The sequence below is a fragment of the Motilimonas cestriensis genome, from assembly GCF_021295315.1.
Lineage (GTDB): Bacteria > Pseudomonadota > Gammaproteobacteria > Enterobacterales > CBDFNC01 > Motilimonas > Motilimonas cestriensis.
Genome location: NZ_JAIMJA010000037.1, coordinates 1 through 21765 on the forward strand (window position 1 = coordinate 1; position 21765 = coordinate 21765).

The window sequence follows — 21765 nt, forward strand, 5'->3', positions numbered from 1 at the left end:
CATCCTCTATGACTACATGGTCAAGTGTATGCAGGAGTTAGCGAAAGCGGAGCCAGATATCGATGCGCTCCTGCCTTGGAACTTCAAACATTAGCAACATCAGCCCGTGGGATCATGGGGCGTTTACATTTTATCGTTATCAAGAGTTGGTTGAAGATGGCGGGATTGATGCGCTCATTGATAAGTCTCGCCGAACACCCAATCTAAAGAATCGTGTTGACGAAGCCACGGAACAAGCGGTCACGGATTACGCTGTTGAATTTCCTGCCCATGGCCAAGTGAGAACAAGCAACGAGCTGCGTAAAAATGGCGTGTTTGTTTCTGCAAGCGGCGTTCGTTCGATATGGCTACGTCACAACTTAGAAAACTTCAAAAAGCGTTTAAAGGCACTGGAAGCCAAAGTAGCCAGTGAAGGCATCATTTTAACAGAAGTTCAAGTGGCCGCGCTTGAGAAGAAGAAAAATGATGACGAAGTATGCGGTGAGATAGAAACGGCACATCCAGGTTACCTTGGCTCACAAGACACCTTTTATGTCGGCAATCTCAAAGGCGTTGGCCGGATTTACCAACAAACCTACGTCGATACACATTGTAAAATCGCCTTCGCCAAGCTTTATACTACGAAAACGCCGATTACCGCAGCAGACATACTCAACGACAAAGTGCTGCCTTACTTCGAGCAACACGAGCTGCCTGTGCTACGCATTCTCACTGACAGAGGAACCGAATATTGCGGTAAAGTTGAACATCATGATTATCAACTATATTTGGCAATTAACGATATCGATCATACAAAAACGAAGGCAATGTCACCACAGACCAATGGCATCTGTGAGCGCTTTCATAAGACGATACTACAGGAGTTCTATCAGGTCACATTCCGTAAGAAACTGTATGGCTCACTCGAAGAGCTGCAAAAGGATCTGGACGAGTGGATGAATTATTACAATAATGAACGCACACATCAGGGCAAAGTATGCTGTGGCAGAACGCCACTAGAAACATTACTTGATGGCAAAAAGATTTGGGCAGAAAAGAATTTAGCTCAAATCTAAGCTGACAACGGCACCATTAAAAATGGGTAACTGTCAGATCAAGTCTGAGCTAGTACAAAGCTCATGCACCATATCAAATCGCACATGGCGGTTACGCTGCGCGGCCAGAAATGCTTTGATGGCCAACTTGGTCTCATTCACTTGATCGCACAAATCCACTAATGTCTCAGGATGACAATCAAGCCAAATAAAACCTGCGGCTTTACGGGTCATTTTTAGATTGGTATTGGGGTCACCAACATAGGATTTAATCCGCTGCCAACCAAATGACCGAGCATCTTCCCCGGTGCTGGGGATAACACTAACCGTTTCATGTACCTTAGTTTGCTCCTTGTCATAAATGGGAAGGGTGAAGGTACGAGCCTCGACTAATTCAGCGCCAAGTACCAAGGCTTGCAGCTCAAGGTGTTGAGCATCGAGTTGGTTAAATAAATCAGCTAGCATTGGAACACCCCATGAGAAAATACCAGGTAAGCATAACAACTGCAAAGCAAGGCGCTACTTCTCAGGAAGTGCATAATCTACACCGCCATCAAATTGTTCCCAAAACACACGTTGAGAGGGGCTATCTTTTGGATAGATGTAACCAGAAAATTCATTGTAAGAGTTCATATGACAATTACTGAAAAAGTAGTCACTGGTGTCAACTCCCTGTGATCTTTGGTGAAGCAGTTTAAAAGAGAACCCTAAATCTGCACATAAATCATTGCTGATTGGTACATTGTATTTGCCATCGTAATTACTGGCATCATTGGGTTTGTAAACGTCATCTATTCCGGTGATGTAATACATGGTAATGAGCACAAAAATGGTCGTGGTCAGTATGACCACAAACAATAATCCGAAGACTTTAAGAGTGATTTTCAATTGGTAACCTGAATTAAGTCAATCATATAAATTGATATTACAGTCAACTAAAGTGCGTAACAAGAGTGAAAAATTTACAAATTAAAGCTACAAATCACATATCATTGCCGCCGAACATCAAAGACTAGAACTAAGGCAATACAGTTCGGAACTTTCCGATGCTTTTGTCATCGTTTTCCTTTCGCTCTGAGAAGGTTTTGCCCCAACACGCGTTAGAGTCATAGCACAACCAAGTCTAATAACCTTCCTTTTTCTAAGATTATCTAATGTAGCTATTTCTTTGATAGTAGTGAAAGAAGTAGAATTACATCAGATCTCATATAAGAAAGAAATGCATGGAAAACTATAATTCGATTCAACTGATTGATACGATAATTCCCAACTCAAACAAACACGTAACAATCTCTCTTGAAGGCAAAAACCTTATCATCACTGGTGGCAATGGCTGCGGAAAGACTCGCCTCCTAAATCAAATATACGAGAACATTTCAGCTCAAGTAGAGCAAAAGAGTCATAAAACCGCAGATCAGATTAAAAATGAAATAAGTCAATATGAGCGTTCCTTAAATAGCACCAATCCGACGAAATTGGTGCATCATCGACATAAGGAGCATATAAGAAATTTAGAAGTAAAACTTTCGGATATCGATAAGGTAAATGTAACATTGGGGAGCTTGGAAAAATACTGTACCGAATTCAATGAAAAAAAGGCACTACTTCGTTTATTCCCAGCAGTCAGGGATCAGTCTCTGGCTCATACTGGCTTATATGACAGTCTTGCTAGCTTAAAGAAAGAAGACGAGCGAAATTCTCTTTCTCAAGACTCAAGTTCTCAATTTGAACGCTACTTAGTTGCTTTCTACAATTACGGTAGTCATCTATTAGCTCGTGTTGACGATAAGGCTGAGGGTGCAAAAGTAGATGCGTGGTTCGATAACGTAACAAGTCAATTACAATACCTATTCGAAGATGAAACCCTCAAGTTGGATTACAATGCTGAAGAGCAGGCTTTCTACATTAAACAGGATGGTAAAGACCCATACAGATTTGACAAACTATCATCAGGCTATCAATCAATTCTTAGCATCTATACTGACCTTTTGATGAAAGTAGAATTAAAAGAAGTTAGTGCCCAAGAGCTATCTGGAGTTGTCTTCATTGATGAGATTGACGCTCACCTTCATGTATCACTCCAAAGAAAAATATTCTCTTTCTTTGACCAAGCGTTCCCTAAAGTTCAGTTCATCGTTACTACTCACTCACCTTTCGTAGTCCAATCAGTGAATAATTCCGTTATCTATGATTTGAGTGCGAATGAGCAATTAGAAGACCTTTCGATGTATTCATACGAATCGATTCTAAAAGGCTTATTGGGAGTTGAAAGCAAATCAAGCATCCTAGATGGATTGATAGAAGAACTAGCAACACAAATTCAAGTGAAGAAACCTGATTGGAATACTATCATCGATCTTATTCGTAGAATTAAACCAAATGAGCGCAACTTAGATATACATTCGAGCAATGTTTTAAAGCAAGCTGAAATACAGCTAATAGATGAGCGCACTAAAAATGGAACGGAGGAATAACATTGTTTAAAGTTATTCGCCCATTAGAAGAGCCTCCTGAACTTAAGACAAAAGGCTACAATTGCGATGAAGTTGTTCATGCTCTTTGGAAAATATGTCATAAAAAATGCTATCTCTGTGAAACATTGAACCCTGATGCTCCAGAAATCGAACATAAGGAACCTCATGAAAACAAAGATGAAGACCTTAAAGTAGATTGGAAAAATCTGTTTTATTCATGCCGTAGATGTAACAGTATCAAAGGAACGAAGCATAAGAACATTATCGATGTTGCGCAAGTTGATCCGATAACTAAAATCATTTGGAACATGGCTCCATCCAATTATTCAGATGTAACTTTTGAAACGGTGGACAAGAACTGCAATGACAAAGCCGTTGGCGACACGATAAAGCTACTTGAGCGTTGTTTTAATGAAACTGGCACTGCTTTTCGTGGAATTACAAGAGAAGCTCTTATTGAGAAAATTGAAATCAAGTTACAGCATTTTTTAAACCAAGCCTATAAAATCCGTCACGAAGATTCTGATGAAGATGATATTGAAAAAGCGAGAAAGCAACTTAAAGTAATGCTTCAAAATGAGTATCCATATTCAGCTTTCTGGCGTTGGCGTTTCTTGAGAGATCCTGTACTGATGAGGGATCACTCAGATCTACTGCCTGAATATGTAACGCTGAGTCCTTGTAAATTGTAGTTGCCGAGTGAATTTTTCTACCAGACTGGGTCTGTTCATCACAATATCTGAGGTTATTCGTAAAACGCTAAATTAGCAAAATCACTGACAAGGTTTTGTCCAAAAATGTTTTTGAGATTTATCAATCTATATTGTCCTCCTACAATTCAGAGTCATTCATATCAGTAGGTTAAAAGTGGTTTGCATGTTCGTCCAAAGCAAGACCACCCATTGATTCGCGCTCACGTCCAAGTAATAAACCACCCATATAGGCATTCTTATCAGTGAGTTAGAAGTGGTTTGCATGTTCGTCCAAAGCAAAACCACACATTGATTAGCGCTCGTGTCCAAGTAAGGCCACCCCCATGAAGTCACTCTAAGACAGGCATATTAAGGGGTTAAGAGTAGTTTGCATGTTCGTCCAAGGCAAAACCACCCATTGATTCGCGCTCTCGTCCAAGTAAGCCCCCCCATATAGGCATTTATATCAGTGAGTTAGAAGTGGTTAGCATGTTCGTCCAAAGCAAAACCACCCATTGATTAGCGTTCACGTCCAAGTAAGAAACCACCCATAAAGTCATTCAAAGACCTTAATATTAACGAGTTAGAAGTGGTTTTCATATTCGTCCAAGGCAAAACCACCCATTGATTAGCGTTCACGTCCAAGTAAGAAACCACCCATAAAGTCATTCAAAGACTTTAATATTAACGAGTTAGAAGTGGTTTTCATATTCGTCCAAGGCAAAACCACCCATTGATTAGCGCTCTCGTCCAAGTAAGAAACCACCCATAAAGTCATTATAAGACAAATATATCAGAGGGTTAGAAGTGATTTGCATGTTCGTCCAAGGAAAAACCACCCATTTATTAGCGCTCTCGTCCAAGTAAGAAGCCACCCATAAAGTCATTCAAAGACATTAATATTAACGAGTTAGAAGTGGTTTGCATGTTCGTCCAAGGCAAAACCACCCATTGATTAGCGCTCGTGTCCAAGTAAGGCCACCCCCATGAAGTCACTCTAAGACAAGCATATTAAGGGGTTAAGAGTAGTTTGCATGTTCGTCCAAGGCAAAACCACCCATTGATTCGCGCTCACTTCCAAGTAAGAAACCACCCATAAAGTCATTCAAAGGCACTCAAATCAGTGAGTTAGAAGTGGTTTGCATGTTCATCCAATGTTAAACCACCCATTGATTAGCGCTCTCGTCCAAGTGAGAAACCACCCATAAAGTCATTCAAAGACTTTAATATTAACGAGTTAGAAGTGGTTTGCATGTTCGTCCAAGTGAGAAACCACCCATTGATTAGCGCTCTCGTCCAAGTGAGAAACCACCCATAGATGAGCAGCAATGTCTAAATGTGAAACCACCGTTATAGTCATTCTAAGACAGACATATCAGTGAGTTAAAAGTAGTTTGCATATTCGTCCAAGGTGAAACCACCCATAGATTAGCGGCAGAGTCCAAATAAGAAACCACCCTAACAACGCACGGTTGCCATTGGGCTGTATTAACTATTAAGCTATGAATTGCGTTACCGTCCAAAGTAAAACCACCCATAACATTACGTTGCTGTCCAAATTGGAAACCACCCATTCTGCTGGTAAATGATCCAAACTCTAGCTACCCACAGCGACCACAGTAATCAAAAGCTAATAAGCGTAGATCAATAAAGATCCATTAGTTAGTTGCAAGGTAATTGCTGCTCATCTAACTAAAATTACACTGGTAATATCAGTGCTGATAACACTTATGGAATGGGTAACTGTCATTTAGATCGTAAACTGGTTAACAGATTATTGAAAATAATCCGTTTATCAAACCACCCATACAGACCATAAGCAGTTGATTAATAGATATAAATCCATGCATTTACAATGAATTTATAATTTTATGTATTTCTCTATCTGCCACTAACAGTAGTCGCCTTAAACCGATCTTATGTGTTAATCTTTACTTTGGTTGTTGTTATCAGTACAACACTCCTCCCTGTGGGTAACCTGTGGGCATGTTGTTAAGGTAATGATTGATCGTGTCGGCTTGTTTGAATGATCGTGTCGAGTAAGTTGATTGATCGTGTTGAGCTGTTTGATTGATCGTGTAGAGTAAGTTGATTGATCGTGTCGTACTGCTTGATTGATCGAGTTGAATGGTTCCGTCTAAGTCGTTGATCGAAGTAACTAAATATTTCTCTTAGATATAAGCTTTTAGAGTGAAGACTAAAGACATTAAGTAAAAAGGAAGTTAATGTGCTAATACAAGATGGAAACAACTTTATCGAAACCGATAGAGAATGGAAGTTAGGATCTCTAATCCATTTTAACATCAACAGTATGAGTGACCTGGACCTCGCTTCCTTAACCGAATTACAAAAAAGTCGGCTAGAGGTATTACTCCATTATGCTAAACAAGTGGATGATAAAGTGATCTCTAAGGCTGAGATGGCCAAACTACTTGAACTAAGCTTGCCTACTGCGACAAGGTTACTTCAAGCATTTGTTGAAAAAGGGGTACTTCGTAAAATTGAAAACTTTAAGCATCATTCAAATCGCTCAAATATTTTTGCTTACGAATTCGAACCTCTTGTAAAAGAATTACCCACTGCAGTAGTCATACAAGAAGCAAGCACAAATCATAACAACATTTACCAACAAGAAGTCGCATTAGCCAAGCGATACAGCCACACGGTTGATGTTCAAGCAGATGATTTCCATGCTTTTGAAGAGCGAAAGATCTTAGATGCGTTCCTCGGTGCATCAGGCCAACTGTCGTTTTCTAATTTTCTCGGTGCTGATGGTGACAATACCCGTTCATTAGAGCGGCGGTTACAAACGATAGATAAAGACGGTAAGCGGCTAATAGCAACTGCAAAACTCGAATCTGATCTTAGTTGCCTTGAGGTGTCAGATACCCGTTTTATTTACGCTTTGCTGAACCTTACAATCACCTACCATTTGGCACATGGTGATCTTTATTCAAAGAATGGTCAGAGTTCAATTAAAAATATCACGCCTATTGCACGCGATGACCTCATGACATGGTTAAGGCTGAGCAAAAATGAGCCTAATCGAAAGTTTGTTCATGACAAGTTGCATCAAGTAGAAAATAACAAATTTTCACTTGAACTGACAGCAGAAGACGAAGAGTTCGTGCATCAAAATAAACGCGGTAAGCGTTTGTTTCAAATTGTTGAGTCCGATGCCAGAGTAAGGAAAACCAAAGCTAACATTGCCGCTCCCCTGCCCTATCGATACTTTATCAAGTGGGACACAAATGTACTTAAGCAAATGTTTAGCACTAATTCGCTATTCATCTTTCCTGTCGAAGTCATACAGCAGCCGTTTACTGTTTTCATGTTATATGTACAAACTCGGATCGTACTAAGTAAACGTCAAAAAGTGGTCTATGACCTTGATAAATTAGCATCCCTAATCAATTTCACTGATCCAGATAGAAGTCCCGCTATAAAGATGTTATGGAGAGATTTCAAAAAAGCGTTCCCTGATAACGCCACAGAGGTTAGAGCAGGAAGAAGTGCAAGGTCTAAGTTAGTCTCCGTTCGGGCTACTGGTTCAGTAGGAGGCTGCAAGTTTACAGTTATTGGTGATAAATTCTCAAGCCGGAAGCCCATCATGCAAGTTACAATTGAAGCTTGTGAGAAAAACATATTGGCACTGTCGCAGCCGGAAAAGATACGAAAACAATTAATGGCAGGTGGTGAATTCGACTTTTCAAAGCTCGAAGCTCTTGGCAGGGGCAGCAAATCAGCAGTTAAATTTTCTAATACCCTCCCTTTAGTTGCTTCAAGGGTCGAGGATGATAACTATGTTCAAACGTCGCCTGAACAACCCCTACTTAAAGCATTACAGTTAGAAGCGAAACCTTTTGTTCTCAGAAAGCGTAAATACACACTGATTGTTGAAGCCAGTCATTCTAAATATGTGTTTCACCGCTATATGACGGAAGATGATTACAGTGGCATGATTGCTGACGTCGCCAAGTTAACAGGAAATGATACAGGTACAGTATTAAATAGAGTTGCGCCTGCATTTAAATCACTTCATCTATTCTTGTTGGACCGTAAGTTACCATTAACACCGAAACAGTTACGCTCGCTGCTATCAGAAATTGAGACCGGAAGTAAGGTCGAGATTGAGTTATCTGCGTTAATCCAGCGTTTTCAGTTAAGGGCACGAGGCCTAGCATGTATCGATGCTGATGATACAGACACACTTAAAGAATACATTATCAATCTAATATAGCTGAACATATCAGCAACATAAAAAAGGGAGCCAATGAGCTCCCTTTTTTACAACTCGAGTCGAAGTGATTCAAAAATAAACAATAGTAGTATATTAAGAAAACAAAAAAACAGAATGTAATTCTTAGACAATAATTGAAAAATAAATTTACATATCCTGAAAAATGCAGCATTATCCACTTAACGCTAAAAATGCTGCATATTGAGGGTAAATAAAGATGGATGTAGGTAGACAACAATTTCACCGTTTGGCTGCACGCTCAAATACGATGCTGAGCTCGCTTTCTGAACAGATTAATGCACAAAAAGATGAGTTAGATGACAACGGCTACCATCAAACCTATTCAAAAGCGGCATTAACTAAACTACCAAACCTAACCAAAGCGTTGGTGGACAAAACAGTGGCTGAAATGGAGCAGGCTGGTTATTCATTTGAAAAGAAACAAGCGGGAACCGCTGAGAAATACGCCCTTAATATTCAAAACATCGTTGATATCTACGCTCACCGACAAGTACCTAAGTATCGTGATCGCTATAAAGAAGCTTTTGTAATCTATATGGGCAACCTTAAAGGCGGTGTAGCAAAAACTGTTGCTACAGTAACTACTGCTCACGGACTCAGAACACATCCAAACTTGCTAAAAGAAGATCTACGGATACTGGTGATAGACCTCGATCCACAGGCATCTGGTACCATGTTCCTAAACCACACTAAAAGCTACGGTAATGTTGAAGCGACTGGCGCCCAAGCCATGCTTCAGAACGTAACGCGTGAAGAGTTACTTAATGAGTTTATCGTTAGCTCTGCAATCGATGGTGTAGATGTTATGCCTGCATCCATTGATGATGCATTTTTAGCGTCAAACTGGGAACAACTATGCGCAGAGCACTTACCAGGGCAGAATATTCACAGTGTGTTGAAGGAAAATATTATAGATAAAATAAAATCAGACTATGATTTTATCTTTATTGATAGTGGTCCGCATCTAGATGCATTCTTGAATAACGCTTTTGTAGCTTCAAATATGATTTTTACTCCTATCCCCCCCGCCCAAGTGGATTTTCATTCAACACTAAAATACTTAACGCGTTTACCTGAGTTGCTACAGCTGCTCGAAGAAGATGGCTGTGAAATGAATGTTCAAAGTTGTATTGGCTTTATGAGCAAGCTGGCTAACAAAGCCGATCACAAGCTTTGTCATAGTTTAGCGAAAGAGATATTCGGCGGCGACATGCTGGATGTATCCCTACCCCGTCTGGATGGTTTTGAGCGTTGTGGTGAATCATTTGATACCGTTATATCAGCGAATCCAACGACGTATGTGGGCAGTAGCGAGGCGTTAAAAAAGGCCAGAGTAGCAGCGGAAGATTTTGCTAAAGCGGTATTTGACCGAATTGAATTTATTAGAGCTAACTAAATATGACATCAAAAAGAATAACTATTGGACGCAAAATTGGTAATACAAATTTTGCTGAAGCTATAGAAGCACAAAGTGTAACTTTTACACTTAAATCAGGCAAAAAAGTTGATTTTACAAAACGCCACATTGATGCGGAACAGTTATCGGAGTCTACTTTTGTCGAAGTTGAGACCAATGGCCGTGATCAAGCAGGCTTAACACCTGAGTCATTGGCTGACATTCGCCGTACTATCAAAGTACAACAATTCTTCCCCGCAATTGGTTTTGTTGCCAGCAACGGCAAAATAAATACTCTTGATGGCTCTCGGCGCAGAAAAGCAGCGCTCATAGAAGAAGTTGGCCTTGATTTCCTTGTAGCCAACGAAGAAATATCAGCCGATGACGCCAAACAGCTAGCGCGTGACATCCAAACAGCTAAAGAGCATAACCTACGTGAGCTGGGTTTAGAGTTAATGTCCTTGAAAGACAGTGGCTTGAACCAAAAAGAAATCGCCTTAGAGCGGTGCTTATCAGCCGCCAAGGTGACTCGTGCACTGCAAGCCGCTAGTGTGCCTTCTGTCATGTTAAGCGTGTTCCCAGACTATTCTCTATTGTCTCATCCTGAGTACAAGCAATTACTTTCTATCTATGAAGAGATCCACGCTAAAGGAATGGCTTTGGATGACCTAGTAGCTCATGTCATGGTTGATAAAGACAGCTTTAACAATGAACTGACTAATGATGAGGCTAAGGATGAAATCCTTAAGCTTTACGCAAAGCACGGTAAGTTGATGTTGAACAAGCCAAAGGCTGAGAAAGCGAAAGTAACAAAACTGGCTAAACTGGAGGATTCACTCGCCTATGCGCGAAAGAAAGAAAAAGGCCGCCAAATTAATTATGAGTTTTATCGCATTAGCAAAGAGTTGCAAGCTGAGTTAGACCAAGCAATACAAGATGTCCTAGCCCGAAATACGTAAAAAATTATCCAAGGTTTTTTGGGTGTTAAGTTATTGAAATTGAAAAGTAATTGAAAATAATTTCAGACTGAAATATCCAAGAATTTCAGGGAAGAAAAAGAAAGTTAACGAGTAATTTAAAGATTTAAGAAGCAAAAGGGTAAGCGCCTCCGCGACCAAACTTAGGCACCTACCCTCTCAATACCAACATTGATAAGGAATACAAAATGTCAGTAGCACAGATACTATCAATAGCAGCGAGCATTGCCAACCATCAGGCAGTGAAATTACCTGCAATGTCAAAGCAAGACCTTGACCGATTGTTGAGAATCATCAAAGCATCGAAATAACAAGAGCCCGCAATTGGGCGGGCTTTATTAATTATTGGTCCTAAGATGTTTTGGGAGTGAACAAATTAAGCAATGCCGTTGTAACAAACCTCCATTTTTGCGCCCTACACTCTCGCAAGATTATACTCCCCCCTCAAATAACAGGTGTGTATTGTTCTGTGAACGGGTCACTATTGTTCTTGCCAAGCTAAGTCTATATCTTTACCAGTGATAGAATAATATTTGCCTCTGTTTCGAGTTTATGGATTAAGTACATTGAAACCAATAATTACATTATTCCCCGCTGCTTTGCTTTTTGTGTTTTCCGTCTTTGCTGACCAAGACAAATTAAAAGCTGTGACTGAAAAACATAATGGCTTACTTTTGCCACTTATGTTGCCCATACCGGCTGGTAGTTTCAACATGGGGTGTGTCTCAGAAAAAAATTGCAATAGCAATGAGCAGCCTGTGCGCCTAGTCACTTTAGATGCCTTTGAGCTGTCTGCTACCGAAGTTACCTTTGAGCAGTGGGATGCTTGTTATGCAGATGGTGGCTGTAGTCATAGGGCAAAAGATCAAGGCTGGGGACGCGGTGAACGCCCTGTTATCAATGTTAGTTGGCAGGATACGCTGCAGTATATAAATTGGCTGAATGCCAAAACTGGTCTTCAGTTCAGCTTGCCCAGTGAAGCACAGTGGGAATATGCCGCTCGTGCTGGTAATCAAACGCAATATAACTGTGATAACGAAATCGGAAAGAAGGACACCAACTGTCATGAACTTGGTAGCAAGTGGGATTGGCTGCAAACGGATCCTGTTGCTTCTCTTTCTGCTAACCCTTGGGGCTTGTATGATATGTACGGTAATGTTTGGGAATGGACGCAAGATTGCTATAACAACAATTACCAAGGTGCGCCCAGCAATGGCAGTCCTTGGCAAATAGGCGATTGCAATCGAGGCGTAATTCGAGGTGGCTTGTGGCTCCCTACTATTTGGAATCTGCGCACGGCGACTCGCTTCAACTATTCACGCGATGTGCGCTTCTATTTCATTGGTTTTAGGGTATCGCGGTTATTGTCACAATGAGATAATCGTATTTCGCTATCCTTTGTCGGGACTGAATTATGATTGCGCCTGATGCAGCAAGTTGTCTTACCTTAAATGAAAATGACTTTGAGGCCTTTCTGTACCCTCAACAAGCCTACCCAATGCCGAAACGTTAGATAAAAATTAAGCGCTCGCTTTGGAGTAACAGGCAGAACAAATGTCAGACTAACGTTTAAGCCTGCCGATTATTGAGTTCTTAACGCTATTTGATCCCTACCACTACTTTTAGATACTCCACTAAGTAAGTACAATCACCATTGAGGTACTTATGAAAACAAATAAACCACGTAAATCCTTAAAGAAGCCCTTCAGCTAGCTGCTAAGATTGGTGTTGCAGCGGCTGCTAGAGACCTCGGCATCCATGAATCGCAAGCCTACGATTGGCGTAACAAGCTACAACAAAAGAAAAGCTCGAGCCTAAGAGAAGCTGAACTCGCTGCCGAAGTGGTCAAGCTGAAACGTCAATTAGCCGAGTAAGCGGAGGACTTAGCCATATTAAAAAAGGCGGCTACCTACTTCGCGAAGAATCAAAAATAAAGCGATTCAAATTCATGCAAATGCACCAAGCTGATTTTAAGGTATCACGCATGGCTTCGGTGCTTAATGTATCGTTAAGTGGGTTTTATCATTGGCTTAGATACGGCGAGCTACCGAGTCAGCGAGTATTGCAACAACGGTATAGGGATGAGCAAATACAACAGATTTTTGCAGATTCCAAGTAACGTTATGGTGCCACTCGTATCCAAGCTCAACTAGAAGATAATCAGCAAACTGCTTGAATTATGACTATTAGCAACAGCATGAGACGTCAAGGCTTAGCAGCCAAGGCTGCTCTGTAGTTTAAGGTGACGACGGACAGTAATCATCAACTGCCCGTTGCGCCTAACCTACTTGAGCGGGCACTTCGGGTTACCATGGGGAGGAAATTCACTTATTCTGCTGGAGTGAATTGGGCGCAGAGCTACTGGGTACCTTACACAGCCTGATGGTGACCAGCCGAATGCAAGGGGTCAACCAGTACATCTACTTAGTTGATGTACTACAGCGCGTTAGCCTTCACCCCGATTCACAAATCGCAGACCTACTGCCAAGGAACTGGAAAGACAAATTTAGCGATTATTTTTTAACGTCAGATTTGGCGTTAGTGGGCCGTACTAACACCTGATTGATCGTGCTTACGTTTTGGTAGTGCAAAACGATACTCCAATTTGCCTCTATAACTACAAGCTATTTAACACTCGTTGCATTTTTACCTAAGAGTCCATTTAGCTACATCTGGGGCCGCTTAGAGTGAAAAGGAGTCTGTTGGATGCGGTCAGAAAATCGGGGGCTATTCTCCTATGCCGACCTAAGCTAACTCTTCAATCAAGCTGACGTGGCCGGGATGTATCTTGAATTTCATCTTAGGTCCTCTCTCGTATCTGGCTGCACTCGATGCGAGAGAAGCTAAGTCAATTTCGGCCTGGTTGAGCAAATCCTTCAAGTTTTCCTTAGGGATCTGGTTTTGCACAAGCAGGGGAAGCAGGCTTATGAATGAACAGGGATTGCTGGCGACTAAGGCCAATATCTCCTGTGACGTTGGGTAAGCGGCCTTATCCAGCCATATACTATAATGTTCATCATTCGCGCTATTTGCTTCTACTGTCCACTGTAGCCGGCGAATGACTAAGTTTTGCTGCATGATTGGCCAGAAGTCGTTACCATAGAAATCAATACTTAACATCTCAGTGGTAGCTTCCCACAATGCTTGAAATAGCGCGGCGGATTGGTTAAGTATTTCGGGATTGATAGTTTCCTGTGCGTTAGCAGAACAGTCCAGAATCCCTAGGCCTACGTCAACTAATGTTCGCATCAGTCTTGAAACATCTGAGGGATGCCATTCTTCGGAAATTTTATAAGTGGGGCGGAATTCGAGAATTTCCCTCAGCGCAACGCTAGAGTTCCACATATTCAGCCAGTGGCTGGTGAAGTCATCGCTCAATGCGACGGAATACCCGAGCACCCGGCAAGCATAGTTGTTGGGCTGAGTAGCGTGATATTCACTAACATGGCTTCGGATCGACTGGCCTTTGGAGAAGTTCCACTCGGTAGGTGTCAAGTTCCATTCGTTGATGAAATCTTTGACGTCCGGTGCAGGAAACCTGTCGGGCTGGTTCGAATGTAGAAGTGCGAGCATGGATTTATAAACCCATGGCTCCCAAGAAAAATTCAATTGTTCGGAAACGGTTGGGGAGCAAGCACGTGAGAGTTTATCGGCAAATGCCCATAATATATCTTGGCTACTCAGAGAGCGTTTTTTACCCGAGTTGTTATCAGGGAAGTTAAGGTACTGGCGAGTGAGCCATGTGCCCCAACGCTTAAACAGACCCTCGAAATCGGATCTTTTGGCGATAGTATCAACAAAAGAAGCAAGCAGAGATTTGACGTGCGGCTCTAACACAGAGGGAGGATGTCCATGCTCATCAGCAATGTGAATGAGTTTCATACTTCCGTGCCTGAGCAAGCTAGGTAGCAATAGGGCACCATCCCATGAGCCATCGCTTTGGAAACTTGTTGGAGACCTGTATGTGAACTGTTCCCATAAATCGTAGTTACGGTAAAACTCAGGGCTGCTGAGTACTCGATTGATCAAGACTAGGCTTTGTGTGGAGTTCATCCATTTAAACAATGTGTTGAGATCAAGCTTTGCTAGTAATTTAACCCATGGCCAACTAGAATCATCGGTTCGCCTTTCACTAGTATGTCCGTACCAAATTTCATCGAGGGTGATTGGATGCGATGGATCACCCCCATATTCCTGAAGCTGCTTTTTTTCAGCATCGGCGAAATGTTGTTCGGCTAAATTTAAGAGTGCCTCTTTGAAAGCATCATTTTTCAGAGCTACGACCAGTGCCACTTCCGTCCACAAATGCTCGACCCACCATGAGTTTCGGATGAGAGCCCTGAAAGCTGTGTACCGATTCTCCGTTTCTGAAGAGGCCCAGGCTGTTACAATTCCGATCACCAAAGTCGTCTGGATTCTAGGATCGTCTGACGCATCTAAGTCCTCGTGAGAATCGTCCAAGTGAGTGGTAAACCTCTTAAGAGCATTCTCGGCATCATCCTGGATGCAGAAGTATTCTGTTACAGACGTGATCAATGAATCGGGAGATGCAAAGCTACCTTCTGCGAAGTCTCCAATTAACGACTCGGCGATTGTGTATGATTTCTGCATTTCAGATTCATAAGAAGGTGGCAATTGCCATTCTTTGTTCATGACTATTTTTTCCTGTTGGCGTTGACCATCTTCCAAGCTGTATCAAAAAACTGGACAGCTTTATGGGCATCAGCACTTCAGCCTCTACTCGCTGCGTTTACATCTCGGTGCAAGCCACCTACAGTAGCGCCAAAATGCTATAGCTCTTCATCAATGATTGCAAAGCGATCGTGAATATAATCGAAGTCTTTGAAGGCAAATGAGATCTCCACTTTTAAGGGAGCATCGACCTTTGCGCGATCATCTGTTACGAAGTCTTCCAATTCCTTAAATTCTTTCTCGATTTCCGCTTGATTATCATGATGACCTGTTAAAATTCTTATAGTTTGAATATGGTTTGTGAGGGACCAATTCACAACTTTCTTTATTCTTCGACCGTGGCTAGGATTTTTACCGTCTTCAGAAAATAGATGCTTATCAATTATCCACACCCGTTGCGCGGTGCTGATAGCTTTCTCTAATTTTCTTACTATACGTACGTCATCAACTCCATATCGAGCCATAATGGCATCATACTCTGGGAAATGATGATGCCTTTCGCCACTCTGAGTCGCCTCGAAAGGTATGAGTAATTGTGGAGAGAATTTCTTCTCTACCACCTGTGGGGTCATATTGACACTGTTTCGTGAAGTTAGCTTAGCCATTATTCACATCCTGCTCTCCTTGCGTCGTCTGCGCTTCAGTTCCGTTGCTCCTCATGCTGTCAACAACAATCCAAAAGTGCACTTATTTCGCGTCCTTCACGTAACGCCCACAGTGAACTCATAGCTTTTTAAGTGCCTTTCGCGGGACTTTGAAATCCTCCAGAGGAAGAGCGTTGTTGTAGAGGCGCAGAAGATGATCGAGGATTTTCTCGCCATGGGGTATGCGCATGGTAAGCGTTGGCCGTATACCGATAGAGTTTAGAGAACTGCCGATCATCCATACACGACCATCGATCGCGATGAATCGATCATGAAACAGACTGTTTTCTGTATTCGCGACTTTGATTTCAATATTGTTCTTGTGACTACCTTGGAAGATAGCTAGATTTTCTAGCAATTTTTGGTGTGTGTTCTGTGTCGCCTCACTATCAATTCCGGTTTTAGTTGTTGCTTCGTTGGTCTGTTTGAAAGCACTGCTTGAAGTTAGGATTTGTATCTTGATCACGTCTCGTTCTATAGCAAGTAGATATTGGAGAATCTGGTTTGCGCTGAAGTATGGATCAGCGATGAAGATGCTTGAGTGAGCGTGCTTGAACTTTTTCCTGATGTGTTCGAGCGCTTCCTTGCGTTGGTCAGCCGTAAACCACATTTGCTCATATACCTTGGCACTGTGATTAAGGAGTCGCTCATTTTTTGCGTCTAGCAAACGCTGGAAAGCACTTGTTGTATTAGGTGCTTTCCCCAATGTTTGTGAGGACGCTAAGGTTTTTTTATCGGTGACGTACTCATCTACTGCACTCTTCTTTTTATCCGTCTCGGGAACCGAAACTTTAATGCGTTGCTCGACCACGTCTATCCTCGTGTTCATTTGTCGAAGGAACTGTCGCATGGGCGTTTGCAGTAAGACTCCCCGTTCTGTGTGTGTCAGGACAAGACCGGAGCCATGGATGGATGACGGTCTTTCAATCACAACCAAGCCATCCTCCGGTACCGGAACTGTATCAAAGGAGGTGAGTATCCCTTCTTGCCCTTCCATTGAGGCCAGGCTCAAACCTTTAAGTTTTCTGCCTGGGTGGGGCTTCAAATGGATATACAACGATTCAGAACCGTCTTCTTTAGGATCAATGAAATGCCGGACTGAATGAACATCGCGGTCAGGCACAGCGAGCGCCATCCCACCTATATATTCAGGGTACTCCCTAAAATCGACATGCATGTGGTGCTCTAGGAATTTGAAAGCTTCTTGGCAATGTTTGCTTTGTCCGTCTTGGTCAAGGAAACTCGGCCATTCTTGATTGTCTGAAATTCGACGTGAGTACCTGATGATGCCAAGGTTACGGAAGGGGATTGAAGGACGTTCAGAATTAAGCGTGATGTCGTCACTTTCCAAGGGCACGCCCAATACAGGCCATGTTGGAAAGTCACTTAGCCTGCCAGCGGAGAGGGGCACTCCATCAGAATCCTTCCGGGCATCACTAAGGGGAATGGGTGTACCAAGTTCATCAGATGCGGTTCGGTACCACCGGATGGCTTCTTCTGCGGTCATGACGATACGGTCGACCGCAATAGCGCCTTCTTCCTTGAATTTTTTGACGTAAGGCTTGGCTGGTCTCAATGGGGCTTGCCTACCTGATGCCAGCAACCATACCGATGCGAACAACAAACGTAGAGGAGGTCGCTTAGATGTAGATCGTGGTGGTACAACCACAGCGATATGCACGACCGCATGTTCGAAGCCGTCAGTCAATTTACTGTAGGGGTTACTGCTTTCGTTACTTTCCATGTAGTGCTCGCTATCACTCGAAGACGCTGATTTAAGATATTTCTGTAAACTGTAGTGGTCAAGTATTATGCGCCCGTTTAGAATCATAGCAATATCTTTGCTCTTAATCATTCTGTGTTACGCCGCCGTTGTAACCCTCTGTGTCGGGATAGTTGTTCCTCAGTTTTCAGTAGAAATAGAACAGGGAGCGGTTTTTGTGCAGCAGTACACAATGGACGAACAGCGTCTGATGGTTGCCACTATTGCAGCACAAATTGTGTCGCTTGGGATGAAGTTGCCGGGGAAAGGCACTGCCACAATAATAACTCCATAGATCAGCCATTTTTTGATGGTATGTCAGTTACAACTATAAAGGCATTTTGAACAATTACTCGCAAAGCAAGTAATCCAGCTTGACTCAGATAAAGAGTAAGCGGTCAAGGAACTTGGTATCCTACTCCAGTCGGCTTAGATCAACACTCCACGGTATCAGATCAGACGTATCATGGGCCATAGGTAACTTTGTGAATTGGGCAACTTTAAATTGATTCTTGATTACCCACGATCTTCAGTCATGAACTAAGCTGTATACAAAAACAGTTGTTTGTCGAGGTAAATCATGGCTAAGAATCAAGTGCAGTTTCAGCGTGGCTACAGCATGTTTGAATTTATAAATGATTATGGTAGTGAAGAAAAGTGCGAGCATGCTTTGTTTCAATGGAGATTTCCCAATGGCTATGTATGCAGAGAGTGTGGAAACACGACGTATTGCAAGCTTAAGTCTCGAAAAATACTGCAGTGTAATCATTGCAGGCACCAGCATTCTTTAATTAGTGGGACATTATTTGAAAGCACTAAACTGCCCTTAACTAAATGGTTTCTCGCGATCCATTTGTTAACCCAGTCAAAAACAGGCATTTCGGCTATGGCCCTCAAAAGAGAGTTAGGACCGACATTCCGCAGCCAATTTAGGAATAAAATGATTCATACAACTGGCCAAGTCGCTGCAGTAGCCGTCGTTGGTAATCTTGCATCCCTGTAATAAATCGCTGCTCGCCAAATTCCAGCATATCTATGCCCTCGAATTTCAAAAACACCCAGCGTGCTGTCGGTTTTGAGGTCGTTTTGTTTTTGACCATGCTGGGGAAGAATTCGTCGGTATGCTTTAGCTCTTCGCGGATTTTATGCTCCAACCCAGCGTACACCATCAAGCTCAATGTCATTATCATCAGCAAGGCTTCAATCCGTTGCGGCTTCTTTAAAAAGATGGATGAGGTTAAAAACTCGGGACTTTTTAAGAATCGAAAACCGCGCTCTACTTTTTGTTGCGATTTGTAGTGCGCTAATAACGCTGCCATGTCGAGGTCGCTACTCTCTGTGTCATTTGTGGCAAGGATGAACATGCCAACTTTGAGTTTGGCGAGTTTTACTTTGTCTAAATCGGTGTATACCGTGGCATTAATTTGGCAGCTATAGCCCGTTGGTTTCTCACCTTTCTTCGGTCGCCCGCGGCTGGCATAGATAGGCTCTTTGCTAATGCTGGTTTGCTCAAAACCAAGTAGCTCTGACTGCTTTTTGAATTCATCCACGGCCAGCCTAGCATCTTCTTCACAAGCAAATGGCTTACTCATCAATTTATTCAATTGCTTAAGCTCTTTGGTTAGGCCCTTCTCTAGATTTTTGTAGAAGGTGATTTCTTCTCGTTTCGTAGCTTGCTCGCTGTTAATAAGCAACCATTTTTGCTGTACATCGCCATAATTTGACTCAATCCAATGGCCAGAGTAGCCCTGGCCAATCGGCTCTAACTGAGTTGCGTCGAGTGCCAATAACGCCTCTTTGGCAGATTTAATGGTCATCGGGACGTGCGTAATGAATTTTTGCTTTTGTTCATCAAGGGACTGAATACTGTCTTGCGTGTAAAGCGCGGTATCAGCAATAAAGTAACGGCTGTTTTGTGCGGCCTTCAGACATTGAATATGGTGTTTGGTGACCTCGGAAAAGGCTTTGGCGTCATTGGTTTCCCGCTAAGCGCCTGCATGTAAACAGGCAATCCTGCTTGGTTTTCACAGATAAGCTCAAGCACCACTTGGTTTAAATCGGGGTGATGGTCACGGCTATAACCTTGGACGAGTTTAATGGCATTAATATCATCGGGGGCGGCTTGAGCATAGTCACCATCAACATGGAAGCTGGTGATATCAAGGTGCACCGAATCGGTTTGTAGCCCTAACTTCTCGACCACATGCTCGGCAATCGCTTGATACATGACAGAAACATCGGCTTCAAACAACGCATCCAAGGTCCGCCCGAGCACATCATCGGTTAAATGCTCGGCTTGAGTGTCTTTTGCCAACAACTTTGCAACGGGCTTGGTTTGAAAAAAGTCAGCAAACATATGCAAAGTACGGCTATGGAAGCCTAACCCGTTAAGCACCATTGCCAGCACAGCACCACCATGAGAGACATGGTGCTCCGAGAGTTTGGGAATGGCGAGATCAATAAAACGAGGTGACCCGATTTCGTGACAAAAAGCAGCAATTAACCGGAGGTGATCGAGGCGTTTAATGACAGGCTGAGGGGCAGACATAGTGAGCGACCGTTAAATAGCAGTAATAGATCAAAGTAGGAGATCGCGGTCAATAGGGTGTTGGCAAAATTGTGACAATGTTAATGGTAATATCCTTGGCGTAAAGGTGGTTTAATACCAAATTCAAGGGCAAATTAAACTTGCCAAGCGTGATGCACTGATAAAGAGACGTTTGAGAATTCAAAAGAGCATAATTGCGCCTGACACATTCAGATTGAGCTAACTATTGTGAATCTTGTCACGCTTTCCCCATAAATAAAAAAAATAAGTAAATTTTTTGTCTGTTCTTCGCATTTGTAATACAGGCAATAAATTTATTTGGGAAGTGAGACGGCATGGCATACGTTATTGGTGGTTTTGGGCTGGGCAATTTTGATGCACTGGGTCAAGGGCAGATATCTGCTGCGGGCAGTAATATTCGGATTAATGCCGCAACGGGGAATCTTGTGGTGGGGAGCGCCGATGCCAACATGGTCAGTAAAGGCTTAGATCTCTCCTTGGCTCGCACTTATAACAGTCAAGCTAGCTTTAATCATCACACCAATGATAATTGGCGATTTTCGTTCGAAAGAGAAATTCAGCGCTCAGGTGAGCAACTTCATCGCATTACCGGTGATGGTCATGTTGCTGTCTTTAGCCTGTCTGAAAACGGCCAATATGCGAGCACGGCAGGTAAAGGTGCTCACGACACCCTCGCGCTTATGGATGGGGAGTGGGTTTACACTGAAGGCACTAGCAAAATTAAAGAGTACTACAACGCCGAGAGTGGCCGTCTAGTACGCAGTGAAGATGCGAACGGGAACCTCACTCAGTATGAGTATATTGATAATAGACTTGCCAGCCTTATTTCAGCCTCGGGTGAAAAGCTTTCGTTTTACTACAATGACCAGCGCCAGCTAAAGCGGATAGACAGTTACACCCTTGAAAATGACGAACTGACTCACAGCCACAGTAAAGTGTATTATGACTACGATAGTCAGGGGCGTCTCGATAGCGTCACGGTCGATCTCTCGCCGGAAGATAAATCCATTGCTGATGGTCAGGTTTTCACAACCACTTATACGTATCAGGATAATGCCAGCCCACTCCTTAAAACCATCTCCCAGAGTAATGGCAGCCAAGTTTCACTCGATTATGATTTGTCCGGTGCAGAGCCGCAATTAAAAACGATTGATGATAATGGCACACTCACCCGGTTTGATAAACCGGACGCTGAAACCCTGATTGTCACTGATCCAAACAATCAGCGATGGACCTATAAGTTGGACTCACGCGGGCGGATCAC

Annotated in this window: 13 protein-coding genes and 4 pseudogenes; 11 read left to right on the forward strand and 6 right to left on the reverse strand. The window is 42.7% G+C overall.

What is annotated here, in order from left to right:
- Nucleotides 1-125: 125 nt before the first annotated feature.
- Nucleotides 126-1055: pseudogene (locus K6Y31_RS20995) on the forward strand (IS481 family transposase); the annotation flags it as partial.
- 33 nt (nt 1056-1088) lie between these two features.
- Here K6Y31_RS20995 and K6Y31_RS21000 read toward each other — a convergent pair.
- On the reverse strand, nt 1089-1499 hold the full coding sequence (locus K6Y31_RS21000; protein ID WP_233055007.1) for a DNA replication terminus site-binding protein: 411 nt from the start codon (nt 1497-1499) through the stop codon (nt 1089-1091).
- Between the two features lie 54 nt (nt 1500-1553).
- A complete protein-coding gene (locus K6Y31_RS21005) occupies nt 1554-1886 on the reverse strand; it encodes a hypothetical protein (protein ID WP_233055008.1) in 333 nt (110 codons plus the stop codon).
- 371 nt (nt 1887-2257) lie between these two features.
- On the opposite strand from K6Y31_RS21005, the gene K6Y31_RS21010 reads away from it, so the two are divergent.
- The 8 genes and pseudogenes from K6Y31_RS21010 to K6Y31_RS21045 all read left to right on the forward strand — a co-directional run bounded on the left by K6Y31_RS21010 (nt 2258) and on the right by K6Y31_RS21045 (nt 13396).
- Nucleotides 2258-3508, forward strand: a complete 1251-nt coding sequence (locus K6Y31_RS21010) for an AAA family ATPase (RefSeq protein WP_233055009.1) — start codon at nt 2258-2260, stop codon at nt 3506-3508.
- 2 nt (nt 3509-3510) lie between these two features.
- Complete coding sequence (locus K6Y31_RS21015) at nt 3511-4200, forward strand: HNH endonuclease (RefSeq protein WP_233055010.1); 690 nt, start codon at nt 3511-3513, stop codon at nt 4198-4200.
- A gap of 2227 nt (nt 4201-6427) precedes the next feature.
- Nucleotides 6428-8440, forward strand: a complete 2013-nt coding sequence (locus K6Y31_RS21020) for a replication initiator protein RctB domain-containing protein (protein WP_233055011.1) — start codon at nt 6428-6430, stop codon at nt 8438-8440.
- 217 nt (nt 8441-8657) lie between these two features.
- Nucleotides 8658-9857 carry an AAA family ATPase gene (locus tag K6Y31_RS21025; RefSeq protein WP_233055013.1) on the forward strand — a complete coding sequence of 400 codons (1200 nt, stop codon included), beginning with the start codon at nt 8658-8660 and terminating at the stop codon, nt 9855-9857.
- A gap of 2 nt (nt 9858-9859) precedes the next feature.
- Nucleotides 9860-10816 (forward strand): ParB family protein, encoded by a 957-nt coding sequence (locus K6Y31_RS21030; protein WP_233055014.1) that lies wholly within the window; start codon nt 9860-9862, stop codon nt 10814-10816.
- A gap of 584 nt (nt 10817-11400) precedes the next feature.
- Entirely contained in the window at nt 11401-12210 is an 810-nt protein-coding gene (locus K6Y31_RS21035; protein WP_233055016.1) for a formylglycine-generating enzyme family protein, read from the forward strand.
- A 312-nt stretch (nt 12211-12522) separates the two neighbouring features.
- Nucleotides 12523-13145, forward strand: a pseudogene (locus K6Y31_RS21040) (IS3 family transposase); the annotation flags it as partial.
- A gap of 35 nt (nt 13146-13180) precedes the next feature.
- A complete protein-coding gene (locus tag K6Y31_RS21045; RefSeq protein ID WP_233055018.1) occupies nt 13181-13396 on the forward strand; it encodes a transposase domain-containing protein in 216 nt (71 codons plus the stop codon).
- A gap of 183 nt (nt 13397-13579) precedes the next feature.
- On the opposite strand, the gene K6Y31_RS21050 is transcribed toward K6Y31_RS21045, so the two are convergent.
- From K6Y31_RS21050 to K6Y31_RS21060, 3 genes are all read right to left on the reverse strand, one after another.
- Nucleotides 13580-15487: a hypothetical protein gene (locus K6Y31_RS21050; RefSeq protein WP_233055019.1), complete on the reverse strand. Its 1908-nt coding sequence runs from the start codon at nt 15485-15487 to the stop codon at nt 13580-13582.
- Nucleotides 15488-15624: 137 nt separating this feature from the next.
- Nucleotides 15625-16131, reverse strand: a complete 507-nt coding sequence (locus K6Y31_RS21055) for a hypothetical protein (RefSeq protein WP_233055020.1) — start codon at nt 16129-16131, stop codon at nt 15625-15627.
- Nucleotides 16132-16249: 118 nt separating this feature from the next.
- Entirely contained in the window at nt 16250-17914 is a 1665-nt protein-coding gene (locus tag K6Y31_RS21060) for a VPA1262 family N-terminal domain-containing protein (RefSeq protein ID WP_233055021.1), read from the reverse strand.
- A 598-nt stretch (nt 17915-18512) separates the two neighbouring features.
- Here K6Y31_RS21060 and K6Y31_RS21065 point away from each other — a divergent pair.
- Nucleotides 18513-18842: pseudogene (locus K6Y31_RS21065) on the forward strand (transposase); the annotation flags it as partial.
- Between the two features lie 19 nt (nt 18843-18861).
- Here K6Y31_RS21065 and K6Y31_RS21070 read toward each other — a convergent pair.
- Nucleotides 18862-20480: pseudogene (locus tag K6Y31_RS21070) on the reverse strand (IS1634 family transposase).
- Between the two features lie 335 nt (nt 20481-20815).
- On the opposite strand from K6Y31_RS21070, the gene K6Y31_RS21075 reads away from it, so the two are divergent.
- On the forward strand, nt 20816-21765 hold a 950-nt coding region (locus K6Y31_RS21075; RefSeq protein WP_233055022.1), incomplete at its 3' end, for a DUF6531 domain-containing protein.

Bases quoted from the DNA above. Each gene is read 5' to 3' on its own strand.
- K6Y31_RS21000 (WP_233055007.1), bottom strand. From the start codon at position 1,499: ATGCTAGCTGATTTATTTAACCAACTCGATGCTCAACACCTTGAGCTG.
- K6Y31_RS21010 (WP_233055009.1), top strand. From the start codon at position 2,258: ATGGAAAACTATAATTCGATTCAACTGATTGATACGATAATTCCCAAC.
- K6Y31_RS21025 (WP_233055013.1), top strand. From the start codon at position 8,658: ATGGATGTAGGTAGACAACAATTTCACCGTTTGGCTGCACGCTCAAAT.
- K6Y31_RS21030 (WP_233055014.1), top strand. From the start codon at position 9,860: ATGACATCAAAAAGAATAACTATTGGACGCAAAATTGGTAATACAAAT.
- K6Y31_RS21050 (WP_233055019.1), bottom strand. From the start codon at position 15,487: ATGAACAAAGAATGGCAATTGCCACCTTCTTATGAATCTGAAATGCAG.
- K6Y31_RS21055 (WP_233055020.1), bottom strand. From the start codon at position 16,131: ATGGCTAAGCTAACTTCACGAAACAGTGTCAATATGACCCCACAGGTG.
- K6Y31_RS21060 (WP_233055021.1), bottom strand. From the start codon at position 17,914: ATGGAAAGTAACGAAAGCAGTAACCCCTACAGTAAATTGACTGACGGC.